The sequence below is a fragment of the Mycobacterium sp. ABE4_509 genome (assembly GCF_056160785.1).
Genome location: NZ_JBSWXU010000002.1, coordinates 64336 through 86762, shown reverse-complemented (window position 1 = coordinate 86762; position 22427 = coordinate 64336). Strand labels below are relative to the sequence as shown.

Sequence of the window (22427 nt, the reverse complement as noted above, 5' to 3'; positions counted from 1 at the left end):
CGCCGTCGGTCGTTTTCGTACTCGGCTGTTGCCGGTGATGTGGTTCACTACCTGCGGTGAGAGCGGTCCGGCGACGACGAAGGTTGACGAAATGGTGAGGTGGGGTAGATGCGCGCGCTGACTCGAATGATCGCAGCGACCGCGTTGGCCGTGTCGCTCTGGGGTGTGGGGGTGACTCCGTCCGGGCCGACCACTCCGACGGCCCGGGCCCAGGGGGTCGAGTACCTGATGGTTCCGTCGGCCGCGATGGGCCGCGACATCCCGGTGGCGTTCCAGGGGGGCGGCCCGCACGCCGTGGTGCTGCTCGACGCGTTCAACGCCGCACCCGACGTCAGCAACTGGGTGACCGCGGGCAACGCGATGAACACCCTGGCCGGCTCCGGCGTCTCGGTGGCCGCCCCGGCCGGTGGCGCGTTCAGCCTGTACACCAACTGGGAGGCCGACGGCAGCAAGCAGTGGGAGACGTTCCTGGCCGACGAGCTGCCCAACTGGCTGGCCGCCAACAAGGGCCTGGCCCCGGGCGGCCACGGCATCGTCGGCGCCGCACAGGGCGGTACCGGGGCACTGACCATGGCGACCTTCCACCCCGACCGGTACCGGTTCGCCGGCTCGCTGTCGGGTTTCCTGACCCCGTCGGCCACCGCGCTCAACGGAGCGATCACCGCCGGCATGGCCCGGTTCGGCGGGGTCGACACCCGCAACATGTGGGGTCTGCCACAACTGGGTCGGTGGAAGTGGCATGACCCCGATGTGCACGCCCAGTTGCTGGTGAACAACAACACCCGGCTGTGGGTGCACAGCCCGGCCACACTCACCTGCAGCGACCCGCCCGCGATGATCGGCTACTGCGACCAGGCCCAGGGCAGCAACCGCACGTTCTACGCGCACTACCGCTCGATCGGCGGAAGCAACGCCCACTTCGACTTCCCCTCAACCGGAAACCACGATTGGGGCACCTGGAGCGCCCAGCTGGCAGCAATGTCGGGCGAATTAGCGGCCACGATCCGGTAGTAGCCGGGTTCGGCGTCCCCGGGCCGGTACTTTGGAAGGCGTGCAGCACTCGTCACGGATCTCAGGGGTCGTCGGCATGGCCGGCCTGTCCCTGCTGATGGTCTCCTCCGGGGCGGGCCTGACCGGGTGCTCGCTGGCCGACGACATGGTGATGGGGCTGGGCTCGGAGACCGAGACCGCCCACGGCCGGTCCGCGTCCGCGCTGCCCGGCCCGGCCGAGCCGGGCGACGATCCCAACACCCTGGTCGTCACCCCGCCGCAGCGGCACTACCTGGACGCGTTGCAGGCCGCCGGTCTGCAGCCGAGCAGCGACCTCGCGGCGCTGCGAATCGGCTCCTACGTGTGCCAGGCGCGGGCCGCCAAGCAGTCCGATCAACAGGTATGGGACTTCGTGGTGCCGCTGGTGCGCAACGAAGTCGGCTCACCGATGTCGGCGATCGCGCCGCCGGCGGGCGAGGTCACCTCGGTCACCGACGACTACATCCGCATCGCGACCGAGCAACTCTGCTGACCCGACCAGCCCGCCACATCATTCACCCGCGCACGCGAGGAGCCTCACGACGTCATGGCCAAGACCAACCGGCGTAAGCGCCACCGCATCCTGGCGCTGTCCGCCGCCGCAGCGGTGGGCCTGGTCGTGGTGCTGGTCCTGGCGATCGTGATCGTGGTGCTGCGCCGGCCGGACACCCCGCCGTCGGCGACCCCGCCGGGTGTGGGTCAGCCGACCGCGGTGCCGCCGACCCTGCGCAAGCCGCGGCCGGACTTCCAGGATGCGAGCTGCCCGGACGTCCAGCTGATCTCGATCCCAGGTACCTGGGAGTCGTCGGTGCAGCTCGATCCGTTCAACCCGGTGCAGTTCCCGGCAGCGTTGCTGCTCAACGTGACCAACCCGATCCGGGCCGAGTTCGGGACGCAGCGCGTCGAGGTGTTCACCGTCCCGTACACCGCGCAGTTCCACAATCCGCTGTCCTCGGACACCCAGATGTCCTACAACGACAGCCGCGCCGAGGGAACCCGTGCCGCGGTCCAGGCCATCACGGGCATGAACGACCGGTGCCCGCTGACCAGCTACGTGTTGGTCGGCTTCTCCCAGGGCGCGGTGATCGCCGGGGACATCGCCAGCGACATCGGCAACGGCCGGGGACCGGTGGACCAGGACCTGGTGCTGGGTGTGACGCTGATCGCCGACGGCCGCCGCCAGGACGGCGTGGGCCAGGACGTCGGGCCCAACCCGGACGGCCAGGGTGCCGAGATCACGCTGCACGAGGTGCCCACGCTCTCGGCGCTGGGCCTGACGATGACCGGGCCGCGCCCGGGCGGGTTCGGCATGCTCAACGACCGGACCAACGAGATCTGTGCCCGGGGCGACTTGATCTGCGCGGCGCCGGAGTCGGCGTTCAACATCACCCAGCTGCCCAGGACGCTGGAGGTGCTGGCCGGCGGCGCGGGCCAGCCGGTGCACGCGATGTACGCCACACCGGAGTTCTGGAACATCGACGGCCAGCCCGCGACGCAGTGGACACTGAACTGGGCGCGCAACCTGATCGCCAACGCGCCGCAGCCCAAACATGGCTGAGCTGTGACCCAAAGGTTTCGTCAAAGTTGTCACGTCAGATTTGGCGGAGCCGCGCAGGTCGCCTAGCATTACGTCAGATTAAGAAACATCTAAGAGCGGCGGCTGGCTGATGCCGGGCGGGGAGCCGCCTGACCGGTACGATCTTCGGGGTTTGGGATAGTGAATCCCGCTTGATTGGAGTATTGAGATGGCCTTCCACAACCCGTTCATCAAGGACGGATTGATCAAGTTCCCTGACAATGGCAGCTTGGTCAAGCACGTCGAACGATGGGCCAAGGTGCGTGGCGACAAGCTGGCCTACCGGTTCCTCGACTTCTCCACCGAACGCGACGGCGTCGCGCGTGATCTGCACTGGGCCGACTTCGGTGCCCGCAACCGTGCGGTGGGCGCCCGCCTGCAGCAGGTGACCGAACCCGGCGACCGCATCGCGATCCTGTGCCCGCAGAACCTGGACTACCTGGTCGCGTTCTTCGGCACCCTGTACTCGGGCCGCATCGCGGTGCCGCTGTTCGACCCGTCCGAGCCCGGCCACGTCGGCCGGCTGCACGCCGTGCTGGACAACTGCACCCCGACCGCCATCCTGACCACCACCGCCGCCGCCGAGGGGGTGCGCAAGTTCTTCCGCACCCGGCCGGCCGATCAGCGGCCCCGGGTGATCGCGGTCGACGCCGTACCCGACGAGGTCGGCGCCACCTGGGAACCGGTCGACGTCGAGCCGGACACCATCGCCTACCTGCAGTACACCTCCGGTTCGACCCGCATCCCCACCGGCGTGCAGATCACCCACCTGAACCTGGCCACCAACGTGGTCCAGGTCATCGAGGCGCTGCAGGGCGAAGAGGGCGACCGCGGGGTGTCCTGGCTGCCGTTCTTCCACGACATGGGCCTGATCACGGTGCTGTTGTCGCCGATGATCGGCCACTACGTCACGTTCATGACCCCGGCCGCGTTCGTGCGTCGCCCGGGCCGCTGGATCCGTGAACTGGCCCGCAAGGAAGGCGACACCGGCGGCACCATCTCGGTGGCTCCCAACTTCGCGTTCGACCATGCGGCGGCCCGGGGCGTGCCCAAGGACGACGAAGCCGACATGGATCTGTCCAATGTCAAGGCGATCCTCAACGGCAGCGAGCCGATCTCCGCGGCGACGGTGCGCCGGTTCAACGACGCGTTCGGCCCGTTCGGCTTCCGTCCCCAGGCCATCAAGCCGTCCTACGGGCTGGCCGAGGCCACGCTGTTCGTGTCGACGACACCGTCGAACGAGTTCCCGAAGATCACCTCGGTCGATCGCGACGAGCTCAACAAGCACCGCTTCGTCCCGGTGCCCGATGACTCGCCCAAGGCCGTTCCGCAGGCCGGCGCCGGCAAGATCGGTGTCGCCGAGTGGGCGGTGATCGTCGACCACGACACCGCCTCCGAGCTGCCCGACGGCCAGATCGGTGAGATCTGGATCAGCGGACAGAACATGGGCACCGGCTACTGGAACAAGCCCGAAGAGACCGTCGCGACCTTTCAGAACATCCTGAAGTCCCGCACCAGCCCGTCGCACGCCGAGGGCGCCACCGACGACGCGACCTGGGTGCGCACCGGAGACCTGGGCGCCTACCACGAGGGCGAGCTCTACATCACCGGCCGGGTCAAGGACCTGGTGATCGTCGACGGCCGCAACCACTACCCGCAGGACCTGGAGTACTCGGCCCAGGAGGCCACCAAGGCGCTGCGCACCGGGTTCGTCGCCGCGTTCTCGGTGCCGGCCAACCAGCTGCCCGACGAGGTGTTCGAGAACTCCCATGCCGGGCTCAAGCGCGACCCCGACGACACCTCCGAGCAGCTGGTGATCGTCGGTGAGCGCGCCCCCGGCTCGCACAAGCTGGACCTGGCGCCGATCGCCGACGACATCCGCGCCGCGATCGCCGTGCGCCACGGTGTGACGGTGCGCGACGTGCTGCTGACACCGGCCGGCGCCATCCCCAGAACATCCAGCGGCAAGATCGGCCGCCGCGCCTGCCGCTCGGCGTACCTGGACGGCAGCCTGCGCAGCGGCAAGGTGGCCAACGCCTTCCCGGACGAGACGGACTGACGTTCCAACTCCAGCAACGCCCCAACGGCGGCCCCACGGGGCGGCCGGGTCGATCGTGAGGTGACGAATGACTGAACCACAAGACGATGCGGTGAGCCCGGCGGCCCCGCAGGGCGGGCCGGACATGAGCGTCGCCGAGATGCGCGAGTGGCTGCGCAACTGGGTCGGCAACGCCACCGGGCAGGCGCCGGAATCGGTGAACGAGAGCGCGCCGCTGGTTGAGCTCGGTCTGTCGTCGCGCGACGCCGTCGCGATGGCCAGTGACATCGAGGACCTCACCGGCGTCACGCTGACCGCCACCGTCGCGTTCCGGCACCCCACCATCGAGGCGCTGGCCACCGTGATCGTCGAGGGTGAACCCGAGGAGGACGCCTCGGCGCTGGACGCCGAGGACTGGACCCGAGAGGTCGACGAGGGCGTCGCCAACATCGCCATCGTCGGCGTCGGCACCCGGTTCCCGGGCGAGATGAACACCCCGGCACAGATGTGGGCCGCGCTGCTCGAGGGCCGCGACGCCATCACCGACCTGCCGGACGGCCGCTGGTCGGAGTTCCTCTCCGAGCCCCGGGTCGCCGAGCGGGTCGCCAAGGCCCGCACCCGAGGCGGCTACCTGTCCGACATCAAGGGCTTCGACGCCGAGTTCTTCGCACTGTCGAAGATGGAGGCCGACAACATCGATCCGCAGCAGCGGATGGCCCTGGAGCTGACCTGGGAGGCCCTGGAGAACGCCCGGATCCCCGCCTCGAGCCTGCGCGGCGGAAGCGTCGGCGTCTACGTCGGCAGTTCCACCAACGACTACAGCTTCCTCGGGGTCGCCGATCCGTCGACGGCGCATCCGTACGCCATCACCGGCACCGCGAGTTCGATCATCGCCAACCGGGTGTCGTATTTCTACGACTTCCGCGGCCCGTCGATGGCCATCGACACCGCGTGTTCGTCGTCGCTGGTCGCCGTGCACGAAGGGGTCAAGGCGCTGCGGGCCGGCGACGCCGACGTGGTGCTGGCCGGGGGCGTCAACGCGCTGGTCACCCCGCTGGTGACGGTCGGTTTCGACGAGGTCGGCGGCGTGCTCGCCCCGGACGGCCGGATCAAGTCGTTCTCCGCCGACGCCGACGGCTACGCACGCTCCGAGGGCGGCGGCATGCTGGTGCTCAAGCGCCTCGCCGACGCCCGCCGCGACGGTGACGAGATCCTGGCCGTCATCGCCGGCGGTGCGGTCAACCACGACGGGCGGTCCAACGGTCTGCTGGCCCCGAACCCGGACGCGCAGGAAGAGGTGCTGCGCAAGGCCTACAAGGACGCCGGTATCGACCCGCGCACCGTCGACTACGTCGAGGCGCACGGCACCGGCACCATCCTCGGCGACCCGATCGAGGCCGACGCGCTGGGCCGGGTGGTCGGCCGCGGCCGCGCCGCCGACCGTCCCGCTCTGCTGGGCGCGGTGAAATCCAATGTGGGGCACCTCGAGTCGGCGGCCGGTGCGGCGAGCCTGGCCAAGATGGCGCTGGCGCTGCACCACGGCAAGATCCCGCCGTCGATCAACTACAGCGGCCCGAACCCCTACATCGACTTCGACAGAGAGCACCTCAAGGTCGCCGACACCGTCACCGACTGGCCGCGCTACAGCGGCCACGCGATCAGCGGGGTGTCCGGATTCGGGTTCGGCGGGGCCAACGCGCATCTGGTGCTTCGCGAGGTGCTCCCCGGCGATCTGGTCGAGCCCGAACCCGAGGGACCCGTCGTCGAGGTGACCGCCGAACCGGCCAAACCGGCCGTGTACGTCGGCGGGGTGCTCGTCGAGGACGACGAGGACGAGGACGAGGATTCAAACGGTGGCGATAACAATGATCCAGCGTTCTTCGGCCGGGTCGTCGAGGACGAACCCGAACTGCCCGGGCTGACCGACGAGGCGTTGCGCCTGCTCGAGGTGGCCCGCGAGGAACTGGCCGCCGCCGAGGCCGAGAACCCGACCAAGCCCATTGTGCCGCTGGCGGTTTCGGGGTTCCTGACCTCCCGTAAACGGGCCACGGCCGCCGAGCTCGCCGACTGGATGGACAGCCCGGCCGGCCGGGCGTCGTCGCTGGAGGCCATCGGGCGCTCGCTGTCGCGGCGCAACCACGGCCGCTCCCGCGCGGTGGTGCTGGCCCACGACCACGACGAGGCGATCAAGGGCCTGCGTTCGCTGGCCGAGGGCAAGACCAATCCGATCGTGCTGTCCGCCGACGGCCCGGTGACCAGCGGCCCGGTCTGGGTGCTGGCCGGCTTCGGGGCCCAGCACCGCAAGATGGCCAAGAACCTGTATCTGCGCAACGACACGTTCGCTGAGTGGATCAACAAGGTCGACGCGCTGGTGCAGGACGAGCGCGGACACTCGATCCTCGAGCTGATCCTCGACGACGCCGTCGACTACAGCGACGAGACGACCGAGCTGCCCATCGAGAAGGTTCAGCTGGTCATCTTCGCGATCCAGATCGGCCTCGGCGAGGTGCTCAAGGCGCACGGCGCGAAACCCGGTGCGCTGGTGGGACAGTCGCTCGGCGAGGCCGCGGCGGCCTACTTCTCCGGTGGGCTGTCGCTGGAGGACGCCACCCGCGCCATCTGCTCGCGTTCGCACCTGATGGGTGAGGGCGAGGCCATGCTGTTCGGTGAGTACATCCGGCTGATGGCGCTGGTCGAGTACTCGCCGGAGGAGATCGAGACCGTCTTCAAGGACGGTGAAGCTTTCGACGGCCTCGAGGTGTGCGTCTACGCCGCGCCCACCCAGACGGTGATCGGCGGGCCGCCCGATCAGGTGGACGCGATCATCGCGCGCGCCGAGTCGGAGGGGAAGTTCGCCCGCAAGTTCCAGACCAAGGGCGCCAGCCACACCTCGCAGATGGATCCGCTGCTCGGTGAGCTCGCCGCCGAACTGCAAGGCATCCAACCGCATCCGCTGCAGACGGCGTACTACTCGACGGTGCACGAGGGGAACCTGCTGCGGGCCGGTTCCGACCCGATCCACGACGTCGACTACTGGAAGAAGGGCCTGCGGCACAGCGTGTACTTCACCCACGGCATCCGCAACGCCGTGGACAACGGTCACACCACGTTCCTGGAGCTGGCGCCGAACCCGGTGGCGCTCATGCAGGTCGGATTGACCACCGCGGCCGCCGGCCTCCATGACGCACAGCTGATCCCGACCCTGGCCCGCAAGGCCGACGAGGTCGACTCCATGACGACCGCGATCGCGAACCTGTTCGTCTACGGCCACGACCTCGATTTCCGCACCGTCTTCCCGCCGCCGGCCGACCGGCCGGCGGACCCGGCCACCGACTACGCCGACATCCCGCCGACCCGGTTCAAGCGCAAGCCGCACTGGCTGGAGGCGCATTTCACCGGGGACAGCTCCACGGTCATGCCGGGTAACCACGTCGCCACCCCCGACGGCAGACATGTGTGGGAGTACCTGCCGCGCGGGGCCGTCGACGCGGCGGCGCTGTCGGCGCTGGTGAAAGCCGCTGCCGCGGCGGTTCTTCCGGATGCCAAGCTGACCGCGTCCGAGCAGCGGGCCGTTCCCGGCGAGGGGGCCCGGCTGGTGACGACGCTGACCCGGCACCCGGGGGGAGCCGGTGTGCAGGTGCACTCGCGCATCGACGAGTCGTTCACGCTGGTCTACGACGCGATCGTGACCCGCGGCGGCCAGCAGAGCGCGTTGCCCACCGCCGTCGGCGCCGGCACCGTCGCCGAAACCGCCGCGGTCGTGTCGGCGGAGCCCGAACCCGAGACCGAATCCGACGCCGCCATCCTGACCGACAACCTCACCGCCGGCGCCGGGCTGGCGGCCGGTTTCGCCAAGTGGAGCCCCGACTCCGGCGAGACGATCGCCGACCGGCTCGGTGCCATCGTCGGCGGGGCCATGGGCTACGAGCCCGAGGACCTGCCGTGGGAGGTGCCGCTGATCGAGTTGGGTCTGGATTCGCTGATGGCGGTGCGCATCAAGAACCGCGTCGAGTACGACTTCGACCTGCCACCGATCCAGCTGACGGCCGTGCGCGACGCCAACCTGTACGCGGTGGAAAAGCTCATCGCCTACGCCGTCGAGCACCGCGACGAGGTCGGCCAGCTGGCCGAATCCCAGCAGGGCAAGACCGCCGAGGAGATCGCCGCCGAGCAGGCCGAGCTGATGGGCGGGGCCAGCACCGTCGCCGAGTTGGAGTCCAAGCTCGCCGAGGCGGGTCACCCCATCGCCGGCCAGCCGGAGGCTGCCGAACAGATCGCCACCGACTCGGTCGAGGCGCAGGGCGCCCCGGACATCCCGCCGCCGCCCACCGATCCGTCCGGCCCGGCCGGTGGCCTGTCGATTCCCGCTGCGCCCACGGATCCGAGTGGTCCGGCCCCGGCCACGGGGCCGTCGCAGTCGACCGTCGCCGCCGCATCGAAGGCGCTGAGCCAGGAAGCCGTCGTAGAGGCGCTGGGCGCCGACGTCCCGCCCCGCGACGCCGCCGAACGGGTCACCTTCGCCACCTGGGCGATCGTGACGGGCAAGTCGCCCGGCGGCATCTTCAACGAGCTGCCCTCCGTCGACGACGCCGTCGCCGCGAAGATCGCCGAGCGGCTGACCGAACGGGTCGACGAGGGCACCGTCACCGCCGAGGACGTGCGGGCCGCCGGCACCATCGAAGAACTGTCCAGCACCGTCCGGGAGTACCTCGAGGGCGGCAAGGTCGACGGGTTCGTGCGCACCATCCGGGCACCGCAGCAGGGCAGCGACCGGATCCCGGTGTTCGTCTTCCACGCCGCGGGCGGGTCGACGGTGGTCTACGAGCCGCTGCTCAAGCGGCTGCCCCCGGACACCCCGATGTACGGCATCGAACGGGTGGAGGGGTCCATCGAGGAGCGGGCCCGCGAATACGTGCCCAAGCTGCTCGAGCTCAACGGCTGGGCGAGCGATGCGACGGGAAATGGATCGCGCAAGCCGTTCGTCCTGGCCGGCTGGTCGCTGGGCGGGGTGCTGGCCTACGCCTGCGCGATCGGGCTGCGGGAGGCCGGCGCCGACGTGCGGTTCGTCGGCCTGATCGACGCCGTCCGCCCGGGTGAGGAGATCCCGCAGACCCAGGAGGAGACGCGCAAGCGCTGGGACCGGTACGCCCGCTTCGCCGAGCGCACCTTCAACGTCGAGGTCCCAGAGATCCCCTACGAGGAGCTCGAGCAACTCGATGACGAGGGACAGGTGAAGTTCGTGCTCGACGTGGTCAGCCAGAGCGGCGTGCAGATCCCGGGCGGCATCATCGAGCACCAGCGCACGTCCTACCTGGACCAGCGGGCCATCGACACCGCCGAGATCAAGCCCTACCCCGGCCACGTCACGCTGTACATGGCCGACCGCTACCACGACGACGCCATCTACTTCGAGCCCGCGTACGCCACCCGCCAGCCGGACGGCGGCTGGGGCGAGTTCGTCGGCGATCTCGAGGTGGTGCCGATCGGGGGCGAGCACATCCAGGCCATCGACGAGCCGTACATTGCAAAGGTGGGCGCCCACATGAGCGAGGCGATCAACGCCATCGAATCTGAGAGCGAGAGCAAGTGACCAACAAACCCACCGCCGAACTCCTGGCCGAACTGCGGGTGAAGCTCGAGGAGGCCAAAGAGCCCGGTGGGGAGAAGGCGGTCGCCAAACGGGAGAAGCGGGGCATCCCGTCGGCGCGGTCACGGATCCACGACCTGCTCGATCCGGGCAGTTTCCTCGAGATCGGTGCGCTGGCCAAGACACCGGGCGACCCGGCGGCGCTCTACGGCGACGGTGTGGTCACCGGCCACGGCACCATCAACGGCCGCCCGGTCGGGGTCTTCAGCCACGACCAGACGGTGTTCCAGGGTTCGGTCGGCGAGATGTTCGGTCGCAAGGTGGCCCGCCTGATGGAGTGGGTGGCGATGGTCGGCTGCCCGATCATCGGCATCAACGACTCGGCCGGCGCCCGCATCCAGGACGCGGTCACCTCGCTGGCCTGGTACGCCGAGCTGGGGCGTCGCCACGAGATGCTGCGCGGGTTGGTGCCCGAGATCTCGCTGATCTTCGGCAAGTGCGCCGGCGGTGCGGTCTACTCGCCGATCCAGACCGACCTGGTGGTCGCGGTGCGCGACCAGGGCTACATGTTCATCACCGGGCCCGACGTGATCAAGGACGTGACCGGTGAGGACGTCACGTTCGACGAGCTCGGTGGCGCCGACGTCCAGGCACAGCGGGGCAACATCCACAAGGTCGTCGAGTCCGAAGCTGCGGCCTATCAGTACGTACGCGACTACTTGAGCTTCCTGCCCGCCAACCACTTCGACGACCCACCGATCATCAACCCGGGTCTCGAACCCGAGATCACCCCGCACGATCTGGAGCTGGATTCGATCGTGCCGGATTCGGACAACCAGGCCTACGACATGATGGAGATCCTGCTGCGGATCTTCGACGACGGCGATGTATTCGAGATCGCCGATCAGCGCGGCCGGGCTCTGATCACCGCGTTCGCCCGAGTCGACGGCCGGCCGGTCGGTGTGATCGCCAACCAGCCGATGGTGCTTTCCGGTGCGGTGGACAGTGAGGCGTCGGACAAGGCGGCCAGCTTCATCCGGTTCTGCGACTCCTACAACCTGCCGCTGGTGTTCGTCGTGGACACCCCCGGCGCGCTGCCCGGTGTCGGGGAGGAGAAGAACGGCATCATCAAGCGCGGCGGACGCTTCTTCAACGCCATCGTGGAGGCCGACGTGCCCAAGGTGACCGTCGTGATCCGCAAAGCCTATGGCGGCGGCTATGCGGTGATGGGCTCCAAGCAGCTCTCGGCCGATCTGAACTTCGCGTGGCCGACCGCCCGCATCGCGGTCATTGGTGCCGAAGGTGCGGCGCAGCTGCTGGTCAAGCGGTTCCCGGACCCGACCGCCCCCGAGGTGCAGAAGATCCGGGCGGACTTCATCGAGGGGTACAACCTCAACATGGCCACGCCGTGGATCGCGGCCGAGCGCGGCTACATCGACGGCGTGATCGAGCCCCACCAGACCCGGCTGCTGTTGCGCAAGTCGTTGCACCTGCTGCGGGACAAACAGAACTTCCCCAAGGTGCAGCGCAAGCACGGCCTCACCCCGATCTAGTACGCCTGCGTGCGGTTGGATGGACCTGTGTCGAACCACATTCCCGGGCTGAGCCTCGGCGCGCCCGCCGACGATGCGCGGCTGGACCTGCGTGACCTGTACGTGTTCCGGTCGCCGCACGATCCCGCCCGCACCGCGCTGATCCTGACCGCCAATCCGGGCGGTGACGCGATGCACCCCGACGCGGTCTACCGGATCGCCATCGACAACGACGGGGACCTGCGTAACGACATCGCGTTCAACTTCGTGTTCACCGAACCGCTCGACGGTCCTGACGGTCCGCGCCAGAAGGTCGACGTCTACCTGGCGCTGGCCGGGACCTCCCGGGTGGACGCCGCCGCCGGATCCCGGATCTTCGGTGACGTCGCGGTGTCGTTCGACTCGACCCCGCATGTGTGGCGCTCGGGCAGCTTCACGTTCTTCGCGGGGGCCCGCAGCGATCCGGCGTTCCTGGACCACGACGGCCTGACGAGCCTGTTCGACGGACACGGCCAGAGCCCGTGGACCGGTACCGACTCCCGCGCCGGCGCCAACGTCATGACGATGGCGGTCGAGCTTCCCACCAGCTACCTCGGGGCACATCCCGACGTGCGGGTCTGGGGCCGGTGCAGCCTGCTGCAGGACGGCACCTGGCTGCACGTCGACCGGGTGGCCCAGCCGCTGATCAGCAACCTGTTCAGCACCGGCACCGCGCCGCACTCGTTCTCGACCGGGGAACCCAACCGCGACCGGGACCGCTGGATCGGCCCGCTCATCGAGTTGATGGGCCGGACCGGCGGGTACACCCGCGACGAGGCGATCGAGGCCATCAACACCGAGGGCACCCTGCCCGACATGCTGGTGTACAACCCTTCCCAGCCGGCGCGCTATCCGAACGGGCGCACCCTGACCGACGACGTGATCGACTACCGCCTGGCGTTCCTGACCAAGGGGCAGTGCCCGCCGTCGGGGCTGACCCCGCACGACGACCTGCTGCTGGACTTCCCGTACCTGGGCACGCCGCACTAGGGGCCCGCGGTGACTTCTGGGACAGATTCAGGGGCCGACCCCGCGCCCCGGGCTGAACCCGTCCGGGACCTCCCGAGGTCGGTGTTGTTGGAGGCCTACCGCAGCTGTGAGGGGTTGCCGCTGGTCGGGGGATGGTTCACCCGCGGCAGAGTCGAGGCGCACGCCGTACTGTCGCTGATCGTGGCAGCTGTGATCGACGAACTTGATCTCACCGCGATCATCCGGGACAAGGTCGAGGCCGAGGCCATCGAGGCGGTCATCGCGCGTCTCGACCTCATCGGTCTGGCCGATCAGGTGATCGACGGCGTCGACCTGCCCGCCATCATCCGCCAGTCCACCACCTCGGTGACCGCCGAGGTGATGACCGACGTGCGGTCGCAGGGGGAGCGCGCCGACGACGCGGTGGCCGGCTTCGTCGATCGGATGTTGGGCCGCCGGCAGGGTCTCCGTGGCCGGCAGCGATAGCGTCGAGCACCGCAGCGCGGGCATCGTCAGCCGCGGCACGGCCGCGGTGATCGACCTGACCGTCGTGTCCGTGCTGCTGGGTTTCCTCTATCTGGGTCTGCTGTTGGCCAGCATCGCGCTGAACCCGGGCGCGTTCCGGTTTCCGGCGCTCGACAAGGTCTTCTCCACCGCGGTGGCGTTCGGCGTCGCGATCGTCTACCTGGCCGGCTGCTGGGCGGTGTCGGGCTGCACCGTCGGCGCGGTGGTGATGGGGCTGCAGGTCATCGGACGTCGCGGCGGGCGGATGCGGCCGGTGATCGCGGTGGCGCGGGCCGTGGCCTACGTGTTCTTCCCGATCGGCCTGCTGTGGGTTGCCGTGGATTCGCAGCGAAGGTCGTTGCAGGACATCGCGCTCGGCAGCCGGGTGGTCTACGCGCACCCATGAGCCTGCCCACTTGTAGGATTCGCCCATGCCGCTGACCAACGGCGAGGTGATCGCGGGTTACACGGTTGCCCGGTTGCTGGGCGTCGGCGGGATGGGTGAGGTCTACCTCGCCAAGCATCCGCGGCTGCCGCGTTACGACGCCCTCAAGGTGCTCTCGGCGAGCGTGTGCGCCGACGACGAGTACCGGCAGCGGTTCAACCGCGAAGCCGACATCGCCGCCACGCTGTGGCATCCCCACATCGTCGCGGTGCACGACCGGGGCGAGTTCGACGGCCGGTTGTGGATCTCGATGGATCACGTCGAGGGCACCGACGCGGCCGCGCTGCTGACGCAGCGGTACCCGGACGGGATGCCCCCGGACCTGGTGCTGCGCATCGTGGCCGCGGTCGGGGGCGCGCTGGACTACGCCCACGAGCGTGGCCTGCTGCACCGCGACGTCAAGCCCGCGAACATCCTGATCGCCGATCCGGAGACCAGCCACGAGCGAATCATGCTGGCCGACTTCGGGATCGCCCGCCGGGTCGGCGAGTCCAGTTCACTGACCGCCACCAACATGACGGTGGGCACGGTGGCCTACTCGGCGCCCGAACAGCTCACCGCCGACGACCACATCGACGGCCGGGCCGACGAATACGCGCTGGCCGCCACCGCGTTCCAGCTGCTCACCGGTGCTCCTCCGTTCCAGCACTCCAACCCGGCCATCGTGATCAGCCAGCACCTGACGGCGCAGCCGCCGGCGATCGAGGCGCACCGTCCCGAGTTGTCCGGGCTGAGCGCGGCGTTCCGCAGGGCGCTGGCCAAGTCGCCGTCCCAGCGTTTCGACAGCTGCGCGGACTTCGCCCGGGCGCTGGGCGCCCGCGCCCAGCCGGACGTCGGTGCCGGGCCGGAGGCCCCGGATGCGGAGGCGACGATGCTGGCGCCGGTGGCCGCGACCGGCGGGCGGCACGTCAAGAAGCCGCCGGAGTCGCGGTCGCGGACCCGGATCCTGGTGCTGACCGCGCTGGTGCTGTCCCTGATCGCGGTGGCCTCGGTGGTGTCGCTGGTGCTCTACGAGCGCCACGAGCGCCGGGCACAGGCCGATCAGCCGGGCACCGGAGGTGCCACCGGCCAGGTGACCCTGCCGGTGGTCGTCGTCGGGGCGGACTGCGCGACGCTGGGCGCGGCAGGGGTGACCGAGCAGGGGGATCCGGCCTACTGCGCCCGGATGTCGTCGACCGGGGTGCCGCTGTGGTCGCTGTACCCCGGCGAGATCACGCATCCCTCGGAGGCGGCCGCCGCCGGGGCGGCGCCGGACACCGACACCCCGGTGCTGGTGTGTATGGAACAGACCGGCCGCAGCGAAGTCGACTGCCGCAACGACATCCTGGCCGAGAACACCGACCCGAGCGCCAACGACAACCGGGGCGGCTGAGCGTTTCTCACAGCTGCGGCAGATCCAGCCAGACGTCGGCGGCGAACGCGTCGCCGCGGGCCACCAGGGTGGCGCCGCCGCATCCGGGGTAGTGCGCCGGGATCACCGCGGCCCGCGACCGGGCGGCTTCGGTGAAGATCCGCCTGCGGGCGCGTGCCGCGGCGGCCGGGTCGACGTCGAACGCGCACGGATCGTCGGGCCGCGGGATCTGGATCGGCGAGTGGGTGAGGTCCCCGACGAACACCGCCGGCGCCCCGGCGTCGAGCCACAGCACCGACGAACCCGGGGTGTGCCCCGGAGCCGGGCGCAGCCACAGCGAGTCGCTGAGCCGGTGGTCACCGGAGAACAGCTCGATCTGGGCCTGCACCGGGGCCACGCTGTCGGCGAACACGAACTGCATCCCGCCGCCGCCGCCGGCCCCGTCGGGGCTGAAATACCGGTAGTCGGCCTCGGCCATCAGGTAGCGGGCGTTCGGGAACGTCGGCACCCAGGATCCGTGCACCAGCTGGGTGTTCCAGCCGACGTGGTCGGTGTGCAGGTGGGTGTTGACGACGACGTCGACGTCGCCGGGTTCGACACCGGCGTCGGCCAGTGCGGCCACGAACCCGGTGTCGAGGTGATCGAGCGGCGGCATGTGCGGGCGCTGCCTGCCGTTGCCGACCCCGGTGTCGACCAGCACGGTCAGCCCGTCGACCTCGACGACCCAGGTCTGGATCGCGATCTTCCATTCGTCGGCGCGGTAGTCGACGAACAGCGGGTCGAGCAGGTCGGCATGCTCGGTCCAGGCCTGCGCCGGGGTTTCGGCGAACAACGAGGTGCGCACCTGGAACCGGGTTTCGAGGACCCGCGTCACCGTGGCCCGGCCCAGCGTGGTCCGATCGGTCACGGCCGGATCCGGATCGGCCCCGGAGAGTACAGCCCGGTGTGGGTGGCGGTGCCGAGTTCGATGTCGGCCGGTTCGGCGTCGACGACGGTCTCGAAGCGGCGCAGCGAACCCCAGTCCTGTCCCCAGTCCCGCGACAGGTAGGTCGGCATCACCGAGGCGCGCAGCAGCAGGTCGGTGATGCCGAGCAAACCGCCGTTGAGGCCGTCCTGCCAGGTGTCGGTGCTCTGCAGCTTGGCGTAGTAGTCCGGCGAGATGCGGAACTTCGGGATCTGGGTGACGCCGTTGGCGTGCAGCATCGGCTGCTGGCACGGGAACGCCAGCCCGACCGCCCAGTCCATCAGGACCGGCTGTTCGGAGCCGACGTACTCCTGCACCGAACGCAGCTCGGGCACCCGCGGCGGGGTGAGGGCGACCCAGTCCCCCCGGCTCAGGGACAGGTCCTCGGCGACGACCCGGACCGCCACCGCCTCGGTGGGGATCTCGGCGCGGGGATAGCGCAGGTTGCGCCAGGACGGTGCCGGGCCGATGTCGTAGGGGCTGACCCGGCCCGCGGCCACCAGTGCGCCGTCAGGTCCGCGGCGGGCGTACTCGAGTTCGACGGTCTGGCCGGGCACGGTGCCCTCGGCGACGCTGGTGCCGGCGATGGTGCCGGCCGCGGTGATCACGACCAGCGGGTGGGCGTCCGCGGCCGGCGGCAGCTCGTACCACGCCGAGGTGAGCCGGCTTTCCTGTTGCGCCCCTTCGGAGTAGGTGCCGGCGACCGGAACCAGTGCCGGGTCCAGCCCGTAGGGCAGCGGTACGGTCGAGCCGTTCACACCGGGGTTCGACAGCCGGACGGGGCGGTTCCAGTCGTAGTCGGTGCCCGGTTGCGGATTGTTCAGCCGGATCGCCTCGGCGATGATCCGGTTGGGAACACCGTTGGGGGAGAACGCGGTCGGGTCGGTGCCGCCGAGCGGGCCCAGTGGCCCCCAGGCCTGTCCGGAACCGGAGGGCAGCGGGGTGAGGAAGCCGTCGTTGGAGTCCGGTTCGACGAGCACGTCGTCGGCCAGGCCGCAGCCACCGGCGAAGGCGCGGATGTTGGCCCACCCGTTGGAGTAGGTCGGGTACTGGCGGACCACGCCGACGACCATCGAGGCGACGAAGAACACCACCATGAGCCCGGCGGCGAACGGAATCGGTGCGGCCGTGAGCCGGTCGACGACACGGGAACCCTGACGGCCGGACAGGTGCAGCCACAGCGCCCACAGCGCGGCGAGGACGAACAGGGCGAAGAACACCGAGCTGACGCTCACCCCGCCCAGCTGTGGCATCGAGCTGTTGAACGGCACCCCGAAGTTCGACACGTACCACCAGCCGTTCGTGGAGGCGAAGCACATCGCCAGCACGAACAGCACCACGGCCAGGAAGGCCATCCGGTTGCGCGCCGAACGCAGCACCGTCGGCGAGACCAGCACCGTGGCCAGCGCCGCCATCGCCGCGCCGACGGCGGCGAACAGGCCGAAGTGGTGGATCCACTTCGTGGGGGTGAACATCAGGAAGAAGATGGTGGCGAAGATGACGCCCATCAGCCGCCACGCCGGGCCGCGGGCGACGCCGGGAACCCGTTTGCGCCGCAGCATGATGAACAGCGACACGAACAGCGCCATCGCGGTGAACAGGAAGGCCACCCGGCGCGAGATGGCCGCGTCGGTGGTGGGCAGGATCAGGTAGTAGTACCGCAGGACCTCGGTCCACCACTCCTGGTTGGGGCCGATGGCGGTGCGTACCCGGGTGGCCTCGAGCACGGTGGCCAGGGTCTGGTCGGCGAACACCACCGCCAGCACCACGGTGCCCGCGGCCAGCAGCGGCGCCACCAGCGGCCAGGTGCCGACCACCTGGCGCCTGCGCATCAGGATGCGCAGAATGGGCCGGCCGCCGGCCACCAGCGCGGCCACCGCGATCAGACCGGTGGGCTGGATGCCCAGGGTGAACGCCGCGGTGGTGATGGCCAGCGCGGCCGGGGTCAGCCGCCCCGAGGTGATGGCCCGTTCGATCAGCACGTAGGTGATCAGCGCCCCGGTGGCGATCTGGCCCTCCGGGCGCAACCCGTTGTTGAACGGCATCCACGCCGCGAGCAGCACCAGGCCCGCCGACCACATCGCCGCGCGGCTGCTCAGCACCGCGGGACCCAGGCGGGGCAGTACCTCGCGGGAGAGCAGCAGCCAGCACACCAGCGAGCACACCAGGTCGGGTAGCCGGATCCAGATACTGGCGTCGCTGACGTGGGTCATCAGCGCCAGCAGGTTGTAGTACCAGCCGAACGGGTCCTCCGGGCTGCCGAACCAGCGGAAGTAGTTCGACATGTAGCCGGCGTGGTCGGCCACCCGGGCCATGGCCAGGATGTAGCCGTCGTCGGAGGAGTTGGCGCCGATGACGTACCAGAGCAGGAACCCGCCGACGACGACACCGTCGACCGGGCTGGCGGTGCGCCAGCGCATCGGGATCAGCCGGTGCATGCGGCGCCCGTCGAGCCGGTCGAGGCGCCACAGCGCCAGCACCGCGATCACCGTGGCGGCGATCGCCAGCAGGATCGCGGTGAGTTTCAGCGCGGTCGGCTGCGAGGTGAACCGGGTGTCGATGGTCGCCGAGAACGACAGGCCGGGCGGGGCCGGGCCGGTCAGGTCGGTGAACACACCCACGATGACCGGCCGCAGGTTCGGGTCGTCGAAGCCGGTCCGTTGCGGTTGACCGGCGTCCGGGCCGGAATCCTGGGTCAGCCCGACGAACTCGGCGTAGGTGCCGTCCAGCGACGAGGTGATGACCAGGTCTGAACACCCGGCCATCCGGTCGCGGTCGACGCTGGCCACCACCACGTTGCGGACGATCACGTCCACCCGGGACTCGTTGACGGTGACCAGCATCGCGTTCAGCGCCGCGTCGCGGCCCTGCTCCGGTGCGGTACCGAGCACCAGCCCGCCGTCGGCGGGCATCGAGGCGATGACCTCGCACGGCACGGTCGCGTTCAGGCCCACCGGCGCCAGCGAGATCAGCGGCGCGGTGACGTTGCCCAGCTGGCCCTGTTGCGGCCAGTTCAGCGTCGCGGTGGTCTGGGTGATGGGCAGCAGCGGGGTGGCCACCGCCATCACGAAGCCGAGCAGGCCGGCGATGGTGGCGACCCACCGGGCCACCTTCACGTCCTTCGCATGCTCACTCACGGCAGCGCCCTTACCGGTCCGCCGCGGCTCCACCCGAACACGCGTGTCGATCCCTCCTCGATGACGGCGTCCGGCGCCTGCGCCGCGGGCACCGCACGGTCGTAGCGTTCGATCGAACCCCAGTCCCGGTACCAGTCGCCCCGCAGGTACGTCGGGATCGCCGACGTCCGCGGCAGCAGCGCCTGGATGAACAGCAGCGGGCCGCCGTCGTCAGCGGACTGCCACTGGTTCGACGAGATCACCATCTGCTTGAAGTTGGGCAGGATCCGGTACTCGGGCACCTCGGCCACCCCGAGGTGCACCCCGAACGGGCGCTGGCACGGGAAGTTGGCCGCGGTGGCGATGTCCATCAGCACCGGGGTGTCGGACCCGAGGAACTCCTCGGCGGTCTGCAGCACCGGCACCCGGGGCGGGGTGAACCCGAACCACTGGTCCTCGGACAGGTTGGGGTCGTCGGCCACGATGCGGGCGACGTTGGCCTCCGGCGGTGCGGTGGCCAGCGGGAAGCGCAGGTTGCGCCAGGCCTTCTGGGTGAAGATGTCGATCGGGTCGACCTCGCCCAGTGCCTGGTAGGACCCGTCGGGCCGGTGCACGCCCCACTGCAGTTTCAGCGACTGCCCGTAGTTGAACGAACCGTCCTCGTTGTAGTACCAGATGGCGCCCGCTGCGGCGACGGCGACGATCGGCCGGTCGGCGGGGTGCTCCCCGGCGGGGAACGGCAGCTGGTACCACGCGGAGGTGGCCTTGGCGGCTAGGGTGTTCTCGTCGTAGCTGCCCATCACCGGGGTGGTGTCGGGATCGAGCCCGAACGGCAGGAACACCCGCGAACCGTTGACCCCCTCGGGGCCGTAGCCGCCTCCGGTCCCGGCCGCGTAGCCGATGCCGATGTTGGGCTTGTCGATCGGGCCGTCGGAGTTCGCCAAACCCGGGTTGCCGGCGATCGGTTCACCGGGCTCGAGGGTGTCGCCGACGCCGTTGGGGGTGAACCCGACCGGATCCTCGCCGCCCAGCGGCCCGTATTCGCCGTAGGTCTGGCCGGGCACCGGCGTCAGCATGCCGGCGTTCGTGTCGGCCTCGACGAGCACGTCGTCGGCCATCGCGCAGGTCTGCCCGGTCAGCGCGGCCAGATTGGCCGCACCGTTGGTGTAGACCGGGTAGCGCCCGGCGGTCGCCTTGACCATCGAGGCCAGTTCGAGCACCACCATGATGGTGGCGACCGCGAGCAGCGGGGTGGAAGCCAGTGCACGGTTGCGGCCGGTGTCGGCGACCTCGGTGTGCCCGGCGTAGTCCATCCGGAAGTGCAGCCACGCGGTCAGCAGGCCACCGGCGATCGCGAGCACCAGGAAGATCGTCGTCACCGGATAGCCGAGGATCACCGGCTGCTTGTCGAACCAGGGAACGCCGTAGTTGCCGGTGTAGAACCAGCCGTTGATCCCCGACGTCGACCAGGCCAGCACGAACGCCAGCGCGGTGACGTACAGCGCCAGGTTGCGTCGGCTGTGCAGCCCGACCCGCGCGAACGCGAACGCGGTGACCGCCCCCAGGGCCCCGGCCAGCCCGGCGAACGCGCCGAACTGCGCGGTCCACTTCGTCGGCGTCACGGTCAACAGCAGCAGCCCGACCGCCGTCGCGCCGACGAGCCGCCAGATCGGCCCGTTGACCGCGCCGGGCACGGTGCCGCGGCGCAGCAGCACCACCAGCAGTCCGAACACGCAGAGCAGCAGGATGAGCACCGAGAAGCGGCGGGCCAGCGAGGCGTCCACGCTGTCTTCGACGAGCAGGAAGTAGTAGCGCAGGAATTCCTGATACCAGGGGATCGTCGGGCCGACGGTGTATTTGATGCGGGCCGACTCGGCGACGGTGGCCAGTGTCTGGTCGGAGAACACGATGACGAACACCACCGAGGCTGCGGCCGCCAGCGGCGCCAACTGGGCGGCCAGTCCGTCGGTGGGCCGGCGGGCGGCGATGATGCGCCAGATGGCGCGGGCCCCGACCAGCAGCGGCGCCAGCGCGATCAGGCCCTGCGGGGCCAGCGTCACCGAGAACATCGCGACCACCACGGCCAGCGCCGCGGGCCACAGCCGGCGGGTCCCCAGGCTCCATTCGACGAGCATCCACACCGCGATCACCCCGAACGCGATCAGTGGTTCGGGACGCAGACCGTTGTTGAACGGCAACCAGGCCGCCAGGAACACCGCGGCGGCGGTCCACACCGCGACCCGGTTGGTGGCCACCCGGCGCCCGATGCTGGGCAGCACACAGCGGCTGACGATCAGCCAGGTGGCGATCGCGGCCAGGGTGGCGGGCACCCGGAGCCACACGCTGGCGGTGCTGATCGAGGCGAGCTGCCCCAGCAGGCTCTGGTACCAGTCGAACGGCGCCTCCGACGCACCGAAGTAGCGGTAGTAGTTCAGGGTGTAGCCGGCCTCGCCGGAGACCCGGGCGATCGTGGTGTTGTAGCCGTCGTCGGAGGTCTGCGGCCCGACCAGGTGCCACAGCAACAGCGCGCCGATCACCGTCGCGTCGGTCAGCCACGTCGACCACCCGGCGCGGAAGCGACGCCCGCCCGGGCCCGGCAGTGTCCTGCCCGAGGCCCGGTCCAGCATGGCCAGCGCGAGGATCGAGGCGATCACGCAGGCCACACCGAGCACCATCACGGCCAGTTTCAGTGTCGTGGGGGAGGTGATGAAGCGGGTGTCGACGTCGATCGTCGCGGACAGGCCGGGGGTCCCGACGGGGACCTCCAGTTCGGTGAACACGCCGGTGACCTGGGGACGCTTGTCCGCGGACAGGGTTCCCAGCGCGCCGGGGATGCCGACGAAGTCGGCGCCGACCTCACCGACGTTGGCCCACAGGTGCAGCGTGTCGCAGGCTCCGGCGTCGACATCGGCGCGGGGCGCCACGGCGGCCACCGTGTCGCGGAACGCGACCACGACGCTGTCCGGGTAGGCGCGCACGAACAGCCCGTTGCGGCTGGCGTCGATCCCGCCGGGCGGGTTCGTCGCGAACACCAGCCCGCCCTCGGGCGGCAGCGTGGCCACCGCTTGGCACGGGATCGATGCGTCCAGCGAGCGCGGTGCCCCGGAGATCAGCGGCGCGGTGATGTCGCCGACGGTGTCCCCGGCGCTACTGCCCTGGGGCCACAGGATGGTCGCTGTGCTCTGGTTGACCGGCAGCAGCGGAGTCAGTGCGCACAACACCAGCCCGGCCAGGCCTGCGACGAGCGCGACGAGACGAGCAGGCGGTGCGGACACGA

At 70.0% G+C, this 22427-nt stretch carries 13 protein-coding genes; 10 read left to right on the top strand and 3 right to left on the bottom strand.

Going from position 1 to position 22427, the window contains the following annotated elements; genetic code table 11:
* Positions 1–108: 108 nt before the first annotated feature.
* From ACXAID_RS01155 to ACXAID_RS01110, 10 genes are all read left to right on the top strand, one after another.
* The gene (locus ACXAID_RS01155; RefSeq protein WP_475020332.1) at positions 109–1011 is read left to right on the top strand and encodes an alpha/beta hydrolase-fold protein; all 903 of its coding nucleotides are present in this window, start codon (positions 109–111) and stop codon (positions 1009–1011) included.
* Between the two features lie 76 nt (positions 1012–1087).
* The gene (locus ACXAID_RS01150; protein ID WP_475020344.1) at positions 1088–1522 is read left to right on the top strand and encodes a DUF732 domain-containing protein; all 435 of its coding nucleotides are present in this window, start codon (positions 1088–1090) and stop codon (positions 1520–1522) included.
* Between the two features lie 54 nt (positions 1523–1576).
* The gene (gene culp6, locus ACXAID_RS01145; RefSeq protein WP_475020331.1) at positions 1577–2587 is read left to right on the top strand and encodes a carboxylesterase Culp6; all 1011 of its coding nucleotides are present in this window, start codon (positions 1577–1579) and stop codon (positions 2585–2587) included.
* Between the two features lie 187 nt (positions 2588–2774).
* Entirely contained in the window at positions 2775–4664 is a 1890-nt protein-coding gene (fadD32, locus tag ACXAID_RS01140) for a long-chain-fatty-acid--AMP ligase FadD32 (RefSeq protein ID WP_475020330.1), read from the top strand.
* A 67-nt stretch (positions 4665–4731) separates the two neighbouring features.
* The gene (gene pks13 / locus ACXAID_RS01135) at positions 4732–10233 is read left to right on the top strand and encodes a polyketide synthase Pks13 (RefSeq protein ID WP_475020329.1); all 5502 of its coding nucleotides are present in this window, start codon (positions 4732–4734) and stop codon (positions 10231–10233) included.
* Positions 10230–11783 carry an acyl-CoA carboxylase subunit beta gene (locus ACXAID_RS01130; RefSeq protein ID WP_475020328.1) on the top strand — a complete coding sequence of 518 codons (1554 nt, stop codon included), beginning with the start codon at positions 10230–10232 and terminating at the stop codon, positions 11781–11783. Before pks13 ends, ACXAID_RS01130 begins: the two co-directional genes overlap by 4 nt.
* A gap of 27 nt (positions 11784–11810) precedes the next feature.
* Positions 11811–12791, top strand: a complete 981-nt coding sequence (locus ACXAID_RS01125; protein WP_475020327.1) for a DUF4331 family protein — start codon at positions 11811–11813, stop codon at positions 12789–12791.
* Between the two features lie 87 nt (positions 12792–12878).
* The gene (locus tag ACXAID_RS01120; protein WP_475020326.1) at positions 12879–13256 is read left to right on the top strand and encodes a hypothetical protein; all 378 of its coding nucleotides are present in this window, start codon (positions 12879–12881) and stop codon (positions 13254–13256) included.
* Entirely contained in the window at positions 13240–13680 is a 441-nt protein-coding gene (locus ACXAID_RS01115; protein ID WP_475020325.1) for an RDD family protein, read from the top strand. Before ACXAID_RS01120 ends, ACXAID_RS01115 begins: the two co-directional genes overlap by 17 nt.
* Before the next feature lie 25 nt (positions 13681–13705).
* Positions 13706–15091 carry a serine/threonine-protein kinase gene (locus ACXAID_RS01110; RefSeq protein ID WP_475020324.1) on the top strand — a complete coding sequence of 462 codons (1386 nt, stop codon included), beginning with the start codon at positions 13706–13708 and terminating at the stop codon, positions 15089–15091.
* Between the two features lie 7 nt (positions 15092–15098).
* On the opposite strand, the gene ACXAID_RS01105 is transcribed toward ACXAID_RS01110, so the two are convergent.
* From ACXAID_RS01105 to ACXAID_RS01095, 3 genes are read right to left on the bottom strand one after another with little or no spacing between them, the layout of a single operon-like run.
* Positions 15099–15977, bottom strand: coding sequence for an MBL fold metallo-hydrolase (locus ACXAID_RS01105; RefSeq protein ID WP_475020323.1), 879 nt, complete (start codon positions 15975–15977; stop codon positions 15099–15101).
* On the bottom strand, positions 15974–19171 hold the full coding sequence (locus tag ACXAID_RS01100; protein ID WP_475020322.1) for an arabinosyltransferase domain-containing protein: 3198 nt from the start codon (positions 19169–19171) through the stop codon (positions 15974–15976). Before ACXAID_RS01100 ends, ACXAID_RS01105 begins: the two co-directional genes overlap by 4 nt.
* Positions 19168–22425, bottom strand: coding sequence for an arabinosyltransferase domain-containing protein (locus ACXAID_RS01095; RefSeq protein ID WP_475020321.1), 3258 nt, complete (start codon positions 22423–22425; stop codon positions 19168–19170). Before ACXAID_RS01095 ends, ACXAID_RS01100 begins: the two co-directional genes overlap by 4 nt.
* Positions 22426–22427: the final 2 nt, after the last annotated feature.